Consider the following 13,842-nt stretch of genomic DNA (forward strand, 5'->3'; position numbering starts at 1 on the left):
AGCCATGATGAAAAACAACCTGATTGCCGCCGCCGAACTCGACCGCCTGGATACCTGGGCCAAGTACACCGCCGATATGTGCCATAGCTGCATGTCCAGCTGCTGCACCCTGCCGGTGGAGGCGCGCATCGGCGACCTGATCCGCATCGGCGTGGTCGACGATTTCGAGCGTGGCGATCCGCCCAAGCAAATCGCCAAGCGCTTGCAGAAAGAGGGCATCATCGAGCGTTTCAACCAGAAGTCGGGGATCTTCACCCTGACCCGTTTGGCCAACAACGACTGCCTGTACCTCGACCGTAAAACGCGCCTGTGCAGCATCTACGAGAAACGCCCGGACACCTGCCGCAACCACCCCAAGGTCGGCCCGCGCCCTGGCTATTGCGCCTACAAGCCGAAAGCCTGAGCGACGCCAACAGACAGCCGCGAGTCGCGGCAATGCGACACATGCCTAGGGGCGGCGCCTATGGTTAGACTGAGCGGTCAGGCATAACACTTACAGACAGCCGCCCATGCATAACCCCACCGCGACCACGCCCAACCTAGCTGGCCTGCGCTTCCACACGGAGCGCGAGGCCTTGTTCAACGAGTTGCACACCCGGCCTTTTCCCGTACTGGCCACGCCGACCCGCCTGGCACAATTGGTGCTGCTGCCCGACAGCCAACAACCTGACGCCGAGTACCAGCACCTGCTCCGCCTCTGCGAGCGCCACGCCGTGCTGCCGCCCAGCTCCAATTCCTCCTGCTACTACCAGGACTTTGGCGGCTTCGAGCTGCGCTGGGAGCGACATACCGAGTTCTCCAGCTACACCCTGATCAGCCAGCAACCGCAGGACGCACCCTTCGCTCAGGACGTCCTGACGCTGCTGCCGGAACACTGGCTGCAACAACTGCCAGGCCGACTGATCAGCAGCAACCAGCTGGAAATCATCCCGGCCCCGGCCAATGAGCCAGAGCCCCACGAGCTGCGCCAGCATTTCGAAGGCCAGCGCCTGATCAGCTCGCTGGTCAGTGATGGTCAGGCCCGTTTGTGGAGCGCCTACCGCATCCACCGCGATGGCCACGGACGCGTACTGATCCATAACCGTGGCCTCAACCCCTGCCAAACCGGGCGCCTGGTACGTACCCTGCTGGAAATGGAAACCTACCGCATGATGCTGCTGCTGGCCCTGCCCCAGGCCAAATCCATCTCGCCGCAGATCAAAGCCATGGAGCGACAGTTGGCGGCGTCCATCCAGCAGATCAATCAGATCCGTGACCTGGCCGACGAGCGCCATTTGCTCAGCGAGCTCGGCAGCCTGGCGGCGCGGGTCGAACAGCTGATCGCCGCGCACAACTTCCGCTTTGCCGCCAGCCGCGCCTATCACGAACTGATCCTCAATCGCCTGGCCGAGCTGCGCGAGCAGGAATGCCCGGGCCTGCAGACCTTCCGCGAATTCCTCCTGCGCCGCCTGACGCCGGCTTGGCGCACCTGCGAAGCCGCGGAGCAGGACCTGGACGACCTGGCGCGACGCATCGACCGCGCCAGCGAACTGCTGCGCACGCGCATCGACCTGACCATCGAAACCCAGAACCAGCAATTGATGCGCGCCATGGACCAGCGCAGCCACACCCAGCTGCGCCTGCAACAAACGGTGGAAGGCCTCTCGGTGGCCGCGATCAGTTACTACCTGGTAGGCCTGTGCAAATACCTGGCGGAATCGGCCAAGGCCCTCGGCCTGATCGACAGCAGCACGCTCGCCACCGGGATTGCCGTGCCCTTGTGCGTCACCGCGGTCTGGCTGGGCATGCGCCGACTCAAGCGCGGCCTGCACCTACCCGAGGCAAAGTAAGCCAAGCCGAGCACAGGCTGCTCAGGAACAAAACACGGAAACAAAAAAGCCCCCGCCAGCTTGCGCTGACGGGGGCTTTTTCAGTCATGCAACCGAGTTATCAGTTGCCTTTCTTGGCCGCGCGGGTGCGCTCGCTTTCGCCAAGAATTTTCTTACGCAGGCGAATCGACTTCGGCGTCACTTCGCACAGCTCATCGTCCTGGATGAATTCCAGAGCCTGTTCCAGGGTGAAGCGAACCGGCGGAACCAGGGCGATGGTTTCGTCCTTACCGGAAGCACGCATGTTGTCGAGCTTCTTGCCTTTGGTCGGGTTCACGCCCAGGTCGTTGTCGCGGCTGTTGAGGCCGACGATCTGACCTTCGTAGATATCCTGGCCGTGCTCGACGAACAACTTGCCGCGGGCCTGCAGGGTTTCCAGCGAATAGGTCAGCGCCTTGCCGGTGGCGACCGAAACCAGTACGCCGTTCTGACGGCCGGACATGTCGCCGGACTTCATCACGTCGTAACGGTCGAAGATGCTGGTCATGATGCCGGCACCGGAGGTCAGGGTCAGGAACTCGTTACGGAAACCGATCAGACCACGGGCCGGAATGTTGTACTCGAGACGCACACGGCCCTTGCCATCCGGAACCATGTTGGTCAGGTCGCCTTTACGGATACCCATCTGCTCCATCAGCGCGCCCTGGGAAACTTCCGGCACGTCGATGGTGACGTTCTCATAGGGTTCGTGCTTGACGCCATCGACCAGCTTGATGATCACTTCCGGACGACCGACGCCCATCTCGAAGCCTTCGCGACGCATGGTTTCGATCAGTACCGAGAGGTGCAGTTCGCCACGGCCGGAGACCTTGAACTTGTCAGCACTGTCGCCCTCTTCGACGCGCAGGGCCACGTTGTACAGCAGCTCCTTGTCCAGACGCTCCTTGATGTTGCGGCTGGTGACGAACTTGCCTTCCTTACCGCAGAACGGCGAGTCGTTGACCTGGAAGGTCATGGCAACGGTCGGCTCGTCCACGGACAGCGGGACCATGGCTTCGACGTTCTGCGGATCGCACAGGGTGTCGGAGATGAACAGCTGATCGAAGCCGCTGATGCAAACGATGTCGCCAGCTGCGGCTTCGTCCACGTCGACGCGGTGCAGACCGTGGTGGCCCATCAGCTTGAGGATACGACCGTTACGGCGCTTGCCTTGAGCGTCGATCGCGACCACCTGGGTGTTCGGCTTGACGCGGCCACGGGCGATACGGCCAACGCCGATGATGCCGAGGAAACTGTTGTAGTCCAGTGCGGAAATCTGCATCTGGAACGGGCCGTCGCGGTCGACTTGCGGCGCGGGCACGTGGTCAACGATGGCCTGATACAACGGCACCAGGTCTTCCGCCATGGCGGTGTGTTCCAGACCGGCAACACCGTTGATCGCCGAGGCGAACACGATCGGGAAGTCCAGCTGCTCTTCGGTCGCGCCGAGGTTGTCGAACAGGTCGAAAATTTGCTCGACCACCCAATCCGGACGCGCGCCCGGACGATCGACCTTGTTCACTACCACGATCGGACGCAGGCCGGCTTCGAAGGCCTTCTTGGTCACGAAGCGGGTTTGCGGCATCGGGCCGTCTTGGGCGTCGACTACCAGCAGCACCGAGTCAACCATCGACATCACGCGCTCGACTTCACCGCCGAAGTCGGCGTGGCCGGGGGTGTCGACGATGTTGATGTGGTGACCATTCCAGTTGATGGCGGTGTTCTTCGCCAGAATGGTGATGCCGCGCTCTTTTTCCTGGTCGTTGCTGTCCATCAGGCGCTCGGTGTCGAGCTCGTTGCGCTCGAGGGTGCCGGACTGGCGCAGCAGGGCATCAACCAGCGTGGTTTTGCCATGGTCGACGTGAGCGATGATGGCGATGTTGCGTAGTTTTTCGATCACTTGTGTATCTCGATCAGAGGATTCGGTTTGCCGCATAGTCTACGCGGCGGATATTAACTAAATACGAATTCGGTCAGACGGTGTAAACGCGCGGCGGCGTTTACACCGTCTACAGGTCGGGGGGGCGATGGCGGATGCTGCCGCCATTCAACCCCGGCGTCTTATGTCGGACGATAAACGCGCACATTGGCATGTCCCTCGCTGAGCAGGTGGTGGGCATGCAGACGGCTCATCACACCCTTGTCGCAATACAGCAGGTACTGGCGATTCTCATCCAGTTCCTTGAACTTGCTGTTCAAGGCGTAAAACGGTACAGCCTGCACCTCGATACCCGGCAGCTGCAGGGGCTGGTCATCGGCGGCATCGGGGTGGCGGATATCGATGATCACCTGGCCGGCCAGTGCCTCGTCGACTTCCTCGACCTGGATATCCTTGCCCAGTTCGTCGATCACCTTGTCGATTGGCAACTGGGTCGCGCGCTCCAGAGCGCGCTCGAGGATCGCCATGTCGAACTGCGACTCTTCGTAGGCGATGCGCTCGGGCTTGGCCTTGGTGGTCGGGTTGATCGAGATGACGCCGCAGTACTCCGGCATGTGCTTGGCAAACTCGGCGGTGCCGATCTGCGTGGCGGTGTCGATGATGTCCTGCTTGTGGCTGGCGATCAGCGGGCGCAGCACCAGCTTGTCGGTGGCCGAGTCGATCACCGAGAGGTTCGGCAGGGTCTGGCTCGACACCTGACTGATCGCCTCGCCGGTGACCAGCGCGTCGATCTGCAAACGCTCGGCAATGCGCGTGGAGGCGCGCAACATCATGCGCTTGAGGATGACGCCCATCTGGCTGTTATCGACCTTGCCGAGAATCTCGCCGAGCACTTCCTCGAACGGCACGCTGATAAACAGCACGCGCTGCGAGCGACCGAATTTCTGCCACAGATAATGGGCGACTTCCATCACCCCCAACTCGTGGGCACGACCACCGAGGTTGAAGAAGCAGAAGTGGGTAATCAGGCCCCGGCGCATCATCTGATAGGCGGCGACGGTGGAGTCGAAACCACCGGACATCAGCACCAGGGTCTGCTCCAGCGAGCCCAGCGGATAACCGCCCAGGCCTTGATGCTGGTGATGAATGACGAACAGACGCTGGTCGCGGATCTCCATGCGCACTTCGACTTCGGGTTTCTTCAGGTCGATGCCAGCGGCGCCGCATTGCTGACGCAACTGGCTGCCAACATGGCGCTCGATGTCCATGGAGCTGAAGCTGTGCTTGCCGGCACGCTTGCAGCGCACGGCGAAGATCTTGCCCGGCAGCTGATCGGCGAAATGGCTCTTGCATTTAGCCAGCACGTCGTCGAAGTCGCCCAGCGGGTACTCGTGGACCTCGAGAAAATGCGTGATGCCTGGCGTGCAGGACAGACGAGCGATCATCTCCTGCAGCACTTTCGGCTCGCTGAGCGCGGTTTCCACTTCCAGATTGTCCCAGACACCGGTTACCGACAGCTGCGGATCCAGGTCGCGCAGCACCGCACGAATATTCTTCGCCAATTGCCGGATAAAGTGCTTACGCACCGGCCGACTCTTGATGGTGATTTCCGGGAAGACTTTAACGATCAGTTTCATGAAAGCAGCGCGTGCCGAGGTAGCCTAAAAACAGGGGGCGCGGATTATAGCGGAAATTGCTCAAGCTTTAACCAAAAATCCTACCCGGCCTTTTAAGCGCACCATTATCGAGCGCTATAAAATTAAAGCGCACCAAAATGGAGCCAATATCATCCAAGCCTGACTCCGCACTCCCCGCCACGCCTGTGCTTCAGGCCACCAGCCCATTCCAGGGCACTGGCATGCAATTTGCTCCCTTGTGAGGCAGGTTGTCCTGGCGGACTATCGCGCCGGGCTTCACCGAACTATATAAGGGCTCACCCTTTGAGCCTTATCCATCTGGAGGACAGCATGTCGAAGTCGATTCAACTGATCAAAGAACACGACGTGAAGTGGGTAGACCTGCGCTTCACCGACACCAAGGGTAAGCAGCACCACGTCACCATGCCGGCGCGCGACGCCCTGGACGACGAATTCTTCGAACATGGCAAGATGTTCGACGGCTCCTCCATTCATGGCTGGAAAGGCATCGAAGCCTCCGACATGATCCTGATGCCGGTCGACGACACCGCCGTCCTCGACCCGTTCACCGAAGAACCGACCCTGATCCTGGTCTGCGACATCGTCGAGCCGAGCACCATGCAGGGCTACGACCGCGACCCGCGCTCGATCGCCAAGCGCGCCGAAGAGTTCCTCAAGAGCACCGGCATCGGCGACACCGTATTCGTCGGCCCGGAGCCTGAGTTCTTCATCTTCGACGAAGTGAAGTTCAAGTCCGACATCTCCGGCTCGATGTTCAAGATCTACTCCGAGCAAGGCTCCTGGATGACCGACCAGGACGTCGAAGGCGGCAACAAGGGCCACCGCCCGGCCGTCAAAGGCGGTTACTTCCCGGTTCCACCGTGCGACCACGACCACGAAATCCGTACTGCCATGTGCAACGCCATGGAAGAAATGGGCCTGGTCATCGAAGTGCATCACCACGAAGTGGCGACTGCCGGCCAGAACGAAATCGGCGTGAAGTTCAACACCCTGGTGGCCAAGGCTGACGAAGTTCAGACCCTGAAGTACTGCGTGCACAACGTCGCCGACGCCTACGGCAAGACCGCGACCTTCATGCCGAAGCCACTGTACGGCGACAACGGCTCGGGCATGCACGTGCACATGTCGATCTCCAAAGACGGCAAGAACACTTTCTCCGGCGAAGGCTATGCCGGCCTGTCCGACACCGCGCTGTACTTCATCGGCGGTATCATCAAGCACGGTAAGGCCCTGAACGGCTTCACCAACCCCTCGACCAACTCCTACAAGCGTCTGGTTCCGGGCTTCGAGGCGCCGGTCATGCTGGCCTACTCGGCGCGTAACCGTTCCGCCTCGATCCGCATCCCCTACGTGTCCAGCCCCAAGGCGCGCCGCATCGAGGCACGCTTCCCGGATCCGGCTGCCAACCCGTACCTGGCATTCGCCGCCCTGCTGATGGCTGGCCTGGACGGCATCCAGAACAAGATCCACCCAGGCGATGCAGCCGACAAGAACCTCTACGACCTGCCACCGGAAGAAGGCAAGCTGATCCCGCAGGTGTGCGGCAGCCTGAAAGAAGCCCTGGAAGAGCTGGACAAGGGCCGCGCGTTCCTGACCAAGGGCGGCGTGTTCTCCGACGACTTCATCGACGCTTACCTGGAGCTGAAGAGCGAAGAAGAAATCAAGGTCCGCACCTTCGTACACCCACTGGAATACGACCTGTACTACAGCGTCTAAACCCGGCATCCGCCGCTCAGGCGGCGTGACACCAGAAGCCTCCCTGGCGCAAGCCAGGGAGGCTTTTTTGTTGGATACCCGATTGCCTTAAATAAGTCGCCCCGCCCCGTTCGACCAGCTATTTGGTGCGCCAGGGCACGCCGCCACCTCCGCCCCCTTGCCAGCACCGCCAGCCAGTGCAAGTCTTAGCAGCACATCACTCGGGAGAATGGCCATGCGCCAGATGCTCACTTGCCTGCTGCTGATCCTGGCCCTGCCGGCCAGCGCGCAGATCTACAAATACACCGACACCAAGGGTAATACGGTGTTCACCAACCAGCCGCCGGACGGCCAGAACGCCGAGACCGTTGAGCTGCCCACGACCAACACCATAGAAGCCCAGCCGCTCACTTCGCCCCCGAGCACGCCGGCCGGCGCGGTCGCTTCGAGCAGCTATTCGGTACTCGAACTGACCGATATCCCAACCGACGAAGCCCTGCGCGCCAACAACGGCACCTTCAGTGTCGGCGTGCGCCTGCAGCCGCGCCTGGCCGCGACCCATCGCCTGCGCCTGCTGCTGGATGGCCAGCCCTACGGCCAGCCAAGCAACGTACCGCGCCTGCAGTTGAGCAATATAGATCGCGGCGAACACAGCCTGGCGGTTGAAATACTCAATGGCGAGCAGTCGATTCAACAGAGCGCCAGCGTCACCTTCACCGTGCAACGGGTCAACACCAGCAGCCCGGCACTGCGTCCGCCACCACCGCCCCCTACCCCCAAACCGGCCAGCTAAAACATGCGCAACCTATTGTTGTACTTAGTACTGCTGAGCCTGCCGGCTGCCGCCCAGGTCTATACCTACCTCGACGCGGAGGGTAATCGCGTGTTCACCGACCAACCCAGGCAGGGCAACGCCGAGCGCATCGAATTAGCGCCCAGTAACGGCATGGCCAGCCTGCCCGCTGCCACTCCGCCAGCACCCACCGCGGCCACTGCACAAGTGCCCGCCTACCAGGTGCTGCGCATCTTGATCCCCGAGCCAGACGCCACCATCCGCGACAGCGCCGGCAATCTGATCGTCAGCGCCAGCAGCGAACCGGCCTTGCACGACGGCCACAGCTACCGCCTGCTACTGGACGGCCAGAGCATCGGCGCCACGGGGCGCAGTCCGGTGTTTGAACTGAATAACATCGACCGCGGCACCCACCAACTGGCCGTGGAAATCGTCGATGCCCAGGGCCGCACGTTGGAGCGCACGCCGAGCCAGCCACTGCATATGCTGCGCATCTCGCTGGCCCAGAAACGCATGGTCAGACCCTGCAAAAAAGCCGACTACGGCGTGCGCCCGGAATGCCCCCTGAAGGACAAGCCAGTGGAGAAGCGCGACATTCCCTTCGTACCCTTTATCTAAGCCGAACGACCAACGCACCATTGCGGTGCAATAAGCCGCACCACTTTCTATACTCTCCCCATTCTGGTTCGCTCGCGCGCCCGCGCCTGCGCCGAAACACGGCCTGAGCCACCGATTCCGCCTATTCCCTGCGTCTTTCCGGGGCTTTGGTTTGCTTCTTGCATTTTCCAACCCATTGCCGGAAGCCTTCGCCTATGACCATTAACGACGCACTGCACCGCCTGTTGCTCGACAACCTGACCACCGCCACTCTGCTACTCAACGCCGAACTGCGCCTCGAGTACATGAACCCGGCCGCGGAAATGCTCCTGGCCGTCAGCGGCCAACGCAGTCACGGGCAATTCATCAGCGAGCTGTTCACCGAATCGGCAGAGGCCCTGTCCTCGCTGCGCCAGGCGGTCGAGCAGGCGCATCCGTTCAATAAGCGCGAAGCCGTGCTGACCTCGGTAACCGGCCAGACCCTGACCGTCGACTATGCGGTGACGCCGATCCTCAATCGCGGCGAGACCCTGCTGCTGCTGGAGGTCCATCCGCGCGACCGCTTCCTGCGCATCACCAAGGAAGAGGCACAGCTGTCCAAGCAGGAAACCACCAAGCTGCTGGTGCGCGGCCTGGCCCATGAAATCAAGAATCCGCTGGGCGGTATTCGCGGTGCCGCGCAACTGCTGGCGCGCGAGCTGCCGGAAGAAAGCCTGAAGGACTACACCAACGTCATCATCGAAGAAGCCGACCGCCTGCGGAACCTGGTGGATCGCATGCTCGGCTCGAACAAACTGCCGTCGCTGGCCATGACCAACGTGCACGAGGTGCTGGAGCGCGTCGGCAGCCTGGTCGAAGCGGAAAGCCAGGGCAGCATCACCCTGGTCCGCGACTACGACCCGAGCATCCCGGACGTACTGATCGACCGCGAGCAGATGATCCAGGCGACACTGAATATCGTGCGCAACGCCATGCAGGCGATAGGCACGCAGAATGAGCTGCACCTCGGTCGCATCACTCTGCGCACCCGCACCCTGCGCCAGTTCACCATCGCGCACATCCGCCACCGCCTGGTGGCCAAGCTGGAAATCATCGACAACGGCCCCGGCATACCCACGGAGCTGCAGGAAACCATCTTCTACCCCATGGTCAGCGGACGTGCAGACGGCACCGGGCTCGGCCTGGCCATCACCCAGAACATCATTAGTCAGCATCAAGGCTTGATCGAGTGCGAGAGCCACCCCGGGCACACCGTGTTCACGATCTTCCTGCCGCTGGAACAAGGAGTAACGCCGTCATGAGTCGCAGTGAAACCGTATGGATCGTCGACGACGACCGTTCCATCCGCTGGGTGCTGGAAAAAGCCCTGCAACAGGAAGGCATGACCACCCAGAGCTTCGACAGCGCGGATGGCGTACTCAGCCGCCTCGGCCGGCAGCAGCCGGACGTGGTCATCTCGGACATCCGCATGCCCGGTGCCAGCGGCCTGGATCTGCTGGCGCAGATTCGCGAACTGCATCCACGCCTGCCGGTGATCATCATGACCGCCCACTCGGACCTGGAAAGCGCGGTCGCCTCCTATCAGGGCGGGGCCTTCGAGTACCTGCCCAAGCCCTTCGATGTCGACGAGGCAGTGTCCCTGGTCAAGCGTGCGTTCCAGCATGCACAGGAACAGCAAGGCCTGGCGCCCCCCGTCGCCGAAGCACGCACTCCGGAAATCATCGGTGAAGCGCCGGCCATGCAGGAGGTATTCCGCGCCATCGGCCGCCTCAGCCACTCGAACATCACCGTATTGATCAACGGCGAGTCCGGCACCGGCAAGGAACTGGTGGCCCACGCCCTGCACCGCCACAGCCCGCGTGCGGCTTCGCCCTTTATCGCACTGAACATGGCCGCGATCCCCAAGGACTTGATGGAGTCCGAACTGTTCGGCCACGAGAAAGGCGCCTTCACCGGTGCGGCCAACCTACGTCGCGGACGCTTCGAGCAGGCCGACGGCGGCACCCTGTTCCTCGACGAAATCGGCGACATGCCAGCCGACACCCAGACTCGCCTGCTGCGCGTGCTGGCCGACGGCGAGTTCTACCGGGTCGGCGGCCATACGCCGGTGAAAGTGGACGTGCGCATCATCGCTGCCACCCATCAGGATCTGGAAAACCTGGTACAGGCCGGCAAGTTCCGCGAGGATCTGTTTCACCGCCTCAACGTGATCCGCATCCATATCCCGCGCCTGGCCGACCGCCGCGAAGACATCCCGACCCTGGCCCGGCACTTCCTCAGCCAGGCCGCGCAGGAGCTGACAGTCGAGCCCAAGCTACTGAAGAGCGAGACCGAGGACTACCTGAAGAACCTGCCCTGGCCGGGCAACGTGCGCCAGCTAGAAAACACCTGCCGCTGGATCACCGTGATGGCCTCAGGGCGCGAGGTGCACGTCGACGACCTGCCGCCGGAACTGCTCAGCCAACCGCAGGACAGTGGCACACCGAGCAACTGGGAACATGGCTTGCGCCAGTGGGCCGACCAGGCCTTGACCCGCGGCCAGTCAAGCCTGCTCGACAGCGCGGTGCCGGTGTTCGAGCGGATCATGATCGAGACGGCCCTCAAACACACCGCCGGACGCCGCCGCGATGCCGCCGTGCTGCTGGGCTGGGGACGCAACACCCTGACCCGCAAGATCAAGGAGCTGGGCATGAATATCGACGGCGCCGAGGAAGACGACGGCGACGACAACTGAGCCGGCGACTGGCGCAACAAAGGAGCGGACCTCGGGGTTCGCTTTTTTTATTGCACCGATCCGCGCGGAAATGCTCACTGTCGGCGCACACGATGCCCGCTGTGCACTCCGGCGGACCAGTCTGAGGCTGAACGCCCCCGCAAAAACCCAGCAGAATGGCTTTAGCCCGCAGTATTTCCGCGGGTTTGCGACATCGTAATAAAACTGGCATACCCCCTGCATAGACTCAAGCAACTCCAGTTTCGGGGGCCTTGGTACAGGCAGGCCGGGGATTCCCCTCTTTTATTCTTGCTCCAGGCTGACCACCAGCCGCCAGCGCCCGTCCAGCGCCTCGCTGCGCCATTCACCGCGCAGCGGGCGGGCCGCTACAAAGCGCAGACGCAACACCCGTTGATCGCGGGTTAAGCGCCAGTTCACTGGCTTACCATGCAGATCCAGCTGGCCGCGCCGCTCGCGCCCCTGACTCTCGAAGCGCAAAACATAAGCCCCAGCCACCTGCGCGGCGCGCACGGCTGGTTCGGCGTTGAACCAGAGCGTCAGCCCCTGCGGCGCCGCCTCGACACGCTCCAGGCGCAGCGCATCCGGCTCCAGCAAACGTCCGACCATCAGGCCGATGAGAAAGCCAAACAGCGCCAGCGAGCCAATCACTCGTCCCCACTGACGCGGTCGCTGATCCTCATCGGGAGTAGAATGCTGCCCGTCTTCAGGCTCGGAGCCGCGCATGTTTCACGTAATCCTTTTTCAACCGGAAATTCCACCGAATACCGGCAACATTATCAGGCTCTGCGCCAACAGCGGCTGCCACCTGCACCTGATCGAGCCATTGGGCTTCGAACTGGACGATAAGCGTCTGCGCCGTGCCGGGCTGGATTACCACGAGTACGCCACCCTGCAACGCTATGCCGACCTGGCCAGCTGCCTGGAAAGCCTCGGCCAGCCCCGTGTATTCGCCTTCACCACCAAAGGCTCGCAGGCCTATCACGAAGTGCGCTACCAACCGGGCGACGCCTTCCTGTTCGGCCCGGAAAGCCGCGGCCTGCCGCAGGACATACGCGACAACCTGCCCGCCGAGCAACGCCTGCGCCTGCCGATGCGTGAAGGTTGCCGCAGCCTTAACCTGTCCAATACCGTGGCAATTGCGGTCTACGAGGCGTGGCGCCAGCAGGGCTTTGCCATCGATTGACTCAACAAGGCTGGATGAGTCGCGCCAAACCTTCTGCCGGCCTGCCCAACCGGCACCTTAGCCGCCTCACTGTCCATCGCGGCGAAAGTCCAGGGCCACAAAAAAGCGCCCCGCGGGGCGCTTCTTATCGACTCTGACTAACGGCTCAGTGAGCCGGCGTCGCCTCGGCCGCTTGTTCCATACGCTTCAATTCTTGCGCATACAGCGCATCGAAGTTCACCGGGGCCAGCATCAGCGCCGGGAAGGAGCCGCGCACCACCAGGCTATCCAGGGTTTCGCGCGCATAGGGGAAGAGGATGTTCGGACAGAACGCGCCCAGGGTGTGGCTCATCGAGCCGGCGTCGAGGCCCTTGATCAGGAAGATCCCGGCTTGCTGGACTTCGGCGATGAACGCGGTTTCTTCACCGTTCTTCACCGTGACCGAGAGGGTCAGCACCACTTCATGGAAATCGCCATCCAGGGATTTCTGCCGGGTATTCAGGTCCATGGCCACGCTCGGCGTCCACTCCTGACGGAAGATTTCCGGGCTCTTCGGCGCTTCGAAAGACAGGTCGCGCACATAGATGCGCTGCAGGGAAAACTGTGGGTTCTGTTCGCCCTGAGCGGCGCCGTTGCTAGCTTGTTCAGTCATGGCAAAGCCTTCTTATCGTGGATGCTAGATAGTGGGTTTTTACTAAGCCTTGAGCAGCGCATCGAGCTTGCCGGCGCGCTCCAAGGCATACAGGTCGTCGCAACCACCCACATGGGTGTTGCCGATCCAGATTTGCGGCACCGAGGTCTGCCGCGCCTTGCGGGTCATTTCGGCACGCACGCCGGGCTGACCATCGACCTTGATTTCATCGAAGGCCACGCCTTTTTTGCCAAGCAGTTGCTTGGCCCGGATGCAGTAGGGGCACCAATCGCTGGAATAAATCACGACTGCGGGCATATCACTTCACCACAGGCAGGTTATCACCACGCCAGCTGGCAATGCCGCCAGACAGCTTGGCCGCGTTATAACCGGCTTTCTTCAGCTCACGGCTGGCCGCACCGGCCTGCTGGCCCATGGCATCGACCACGATCAGGGTCTTGGCCTTGTGCTTTTCCAGCTCGGCGATGCGGCTCGCCAGCTTGTCATAGGGCACATGCAGGGCACCGGCGATATGCCCGGCAGAGAAGTCCTTCTGCCCCCGCACGTCCACCACCACGCCCTGCTCACTGTTGATCAACGCGGTCAGCTCGCGGCTGCTCAGGCTCTTCCCACCCTTGCTCAGCTCGGAGAAGATCAGCAGCGCCAGGAGGACGACGAACACGCCGCTCAGCGCATAGTGGTTAGTGGCAAATTCAATCAAGTTGGCAAGCATTGCGCGATTCCGGGACGGTAAAATGTCGGTCAGTATACACAGCCCCACAGGTCGACCAAAGCCCGCTGGGCGGTGACGCGCCAGCCACCAGGCCGTAAAATGCCAAGTCTTTT

At 62.0% G+C, this 13,842-nt stretch carries 14 protein-coding genes; 8 read left to right on the top strand and 6 right to left on the bottom strand.

All coding sequences use genetic code 11. From position 1 onward, the window contains the following. The first annotated feature begins 4 nt into the window (after positions 1-4). The gene (locus FBY03_RS03385; RefSeq protein WP_147170786.1) at positions 5-403 is read left to right on the top strand and encodes a YkgJ family cysteine cluster protein; all 399 of its coding nucleotides are present in this window, start codon (positions 5-7) and stop codon (positions 401-403) included. A gap of 106 nt (positions 404-509) precedes the next feature. Then, entirely contained in the window at positions 510-1,829 is a 1,320-nt protein-coding gene (locus FBY03_RS03390; RefSeq protein WP_147170787.1) for a DUF3422 family protein, read from the top strand. Between the two features lie 100 nt (positions 1,830-1,929). On the opposite strand, the gene typA is transcribed toward FBY03_RS03390, so the two are convergent. After that, positions 1,930-3,747 (bottom strand): translational GTPase TypA, encoded by a 1,818-nt coding sequence (typA, locus tag FBY03_RS03395; protein WP_147170788.1) that lies wholly within the window; start codon positions 3,745-3,747, stop codon positions 1,930-1,932. A gap of 161 nt (positions 3,748-3,908) precedes the next feature. Continuing rightward, complete coding sequence (gene thiI, locus FBY03_RS03400) at positions 3,909-5,363, bottom strand: tRNA uracil 4-sulfurtransferase ThiI (RefSeq protein ID WP_147170789.1); 1,455 nt, start codon at positions 5,361-5,363, stop codon at positions 3,909-3,911. A 330-nt stretch (positions 5,364-5,693) separates the two neighbouring features. On the opposite strand from thiI, the gene glnA reads away from it, so the two are divergent. From glnA to ntrC, 5 genes are all read left to right on the top strand, one after another. Further along, positions 5,694-7,100 (top strand): glutamate--ammonia ligase, encoded by a 1,407-nt coding sequence (glnA, locus tag FBY03_RS03405; protein WP_147170790.1) that lies wholly within the window; start codon positions 5,694-5,696, stop codon positions 7,098-7,100. A 214-nt stretch (positions 7,101-7,314) separates the two neighbouring features. Next, complete coding sequence (locus FBY03_RS03410) at positions 7,315-7,872, top strand: DUF4124 domain-containing protein (protein WP_147170791.1); 558 nt, start codon at positions 7,315-7,317, stop codon at positions 7,870-7,872. Positions 7,873-7,875: 3 nt separating this feature from the next. Further along, positions 7,876-8,490 (top strand): DUF4124 domain-containing protein, encoded by a 615-nt coding sequence (locus FBY03_RS03415; RefSeq protein ID WP_147170792.1) that lies wholly within the window; start codon positions 7,876-7,878, stop codon positions 8,488-8,490. Between the two features lie 194 nt (positions 8,491-8,684). Further along, positions 8,685-9,770: a nitrogen regulation protein NR(II) gene (gene glnL, locus FBY03_RS03420; RefSeq protein ID WP_147170793.1), complete on the top strand. Its 1,086-nt coding sequence runs from the start codon at positions 8,685-8,687 to the stop codon at positions 9,768-9,770. Then, entirely contained in the window at positions 9,767-11,203 is a 1,437-nt protein-coding gene (gene ntrC / locus FBY03_RS03425) for a nitrogen regulation protein NR(I) (RefSeq protein ID WP_147170794.1), read from the top strand. Before glnL ends, ntrC begins: the two co-directional genes overlap by 4 nt. 282 nt (positions 11,204-11,485) lie before the next feature. On the opposite strand, the gene FBY03_RS03430 is transcribed toward ntrC, so the two are convergent. Next, positions 11,486-11,926 (bottom strand): hypothetical protein, encoded by a 441-nt coding sequence (locus FBY03_RS03430; protein ID WP_147170795.1) that lies wholly within the window; start codon positions 11,924-11,926, stop codon positions 11,486-11,488. On the opposite strand from FBY03_RS03430, the gene trmL reads away from it, so the two are divergent. Further along, positions 11,925-12,386, top strand: a complete 462-nt coding sequence (trmL, locus tag FBY03_RS03435) for a tRNA (uridine(34)/cytosine(34)/5-carboxymethylaminomethyluridine(34)-2'-O)-methyltransferase TrmL (protein WP_147170796.1) — start codon at positions 11,925-11,927, stop codon at positions 12,384-12,386. The two genes, FBY03_RS03430 and trmL, sit on opposite strands and share 2 nt — an antisense overlap. A gap of 145 nt (positions 12,387-12,531) precedes the next feature. On the opposite strand, the gene secB is transcribed toward trmL, so the two are convergent. Genes secB through FBY03_RS03450 form a run of 3 tightly spaced genes read right to left on the bottom strand, consistent with a single transcriptional unit; the run spans position 12,532 to position 13,729 of the window. Beyond that, positions 12,532-13,017 carry a protein-export chaperone SecB gene (gene secB, locus FBY03_RS03440; RefSeq protein ID WP_147170797.1) on the bottom strand — a complete coding sequence of 162 codons (486 nt, stop codon included), beginning with the start codon at positions 13,015-13,017 and terminating at the stop codon, positions 12,532-12,534. 42 nt (positions 13,018-13,059) lie between these two features. Continuing rightward, positions 13,060-13,314 carry a glutaredoxin 3 gene (grxC, locus tag FBY03_RS03445; RefSeq protein ID WP_147170798.1) on the bottom strand — a complete coding sequence of 85 codons (255 nt, stop codon included), beginning with the start codon at positions 13,312-13,314 and terminating at the stop codon, positions 13,060-13,062. Position 13,315: 1 nt separating this feature from the next. After that, positions 13,316-13,729, bottom strand: a complete 414-nt coding sequence (locus FBY03_RS03450) for a rhodanese-like domain-containing protein (protein WP_147170799.1) — start codon at positions 13,727-13,729, stop codon at positions 13,316-13,318. Positions 13,730-13,842 lie beyond the last annotated feature (113 nt).

It is taken from the genome of Pseudomonas sp. SJZ079, assembly GCF_007993865.1.
Lineage (GTDB): Bacteria > Pseudomonadota > Gammaproteobacteria > Pseudomonadales > Pseudomonadaceae > Aquipseudomonas.

What these genes read in the sequence shown, in the direction of transcription:
- glnL (WP_147170793.1), top strand. Translation starts at nt 8,685, where the DNA reads ATGACCATTAACGACGCACTGCACCGCCTGTTGCTCGACAACCTGACC.
- FBY03_RS03430 (WP_147170795.1), bottom strand. Translation starts at nt 11,926, where the DNA reads ATGCGCGGCTCCGAGCCTGAAGACGGGCAGCATTCTACTCCCGATGAG.
- ntrC (WP_147170794.1), top strand. Translation starts at nt 9,767, where the DNA reads ATGAGTCGCAGTGAAACCGTATGGATCGTCGACGACGACCGTTCCATC.
- FBY03_RS03410 (WP_147170791.1), top strand. Translation starts at nt 7,315, where the DNA reads ATGCGCCAGATGCTCACTTGCCTGCTGCTGATCCTGGCCCTGCCGGCC.
- FBY03_RS03415 (WP_147170792.1), top strand. Translation starts at nt 7,876, where the DNA reads ATGCGCAACCTATTGTTGTACTTAGTACTGCTGAGCCTGCCGGCTGCC.
- trmL (WP_147170796.1), top strand. Translation starts at nt 11,925, where the DNA reads ATGTTTCACGTAATCCTTTTTCAACCGGAAATTCCACCGAATACCGGC.
- thiI (WP_147170789.1), bottom strand. Translation starts at nt 5,363, where the DNA reads ATGAAACTGATCGTTAAAGTCTTCCCGGAAATCACCATCAAGAGTCGG.
- FBY03_RS03450 (WP_147170799.1), bottom strand. Translation starts at nt 13,729, where the DNA reads ATGCTTGCCAACTTGATTGAATTTGCCACTAACCACTATGCGCTGAGC.
- grxC (WP_147170798.1), bottom strand. Translation starts at nt 13,314, where the DNA reads ATGCCCGCAGTCGTGATTTATTCCAGCGATTGGTGCCCCTACTGCATC.
- glnA (WP_147170790.1), top strand. Translation starts at nt 5,694, where the DNA reads ATGTCGAAGTCGATTCAACTGATCAAAGAACACGACGTGAAGTGGGTA.
- FBY03_RS03385 (WP_147170786.1), top strand. Translation starts at nt 5, where the DNA reads ATGATGAAAAACAACCTGATTGCCGCCGCCGAACTCGACCGCCTGGAT.
- FBY03_RS03390 (WP_147170787.1), top strand. Translation starts at nt 510, where the DNA reads ATGCATAACCCCACCGCGACCACGCCCAACCTAGCTGGCCTGCGCTTC.
- secB (WP_147170797.1), bottom strand. Translation starts at nt 13,017, where the DNA reads ATGACTGAACAAGCTAGCAACGGCGCCGCTCAGGGCGAACAGAACCCA.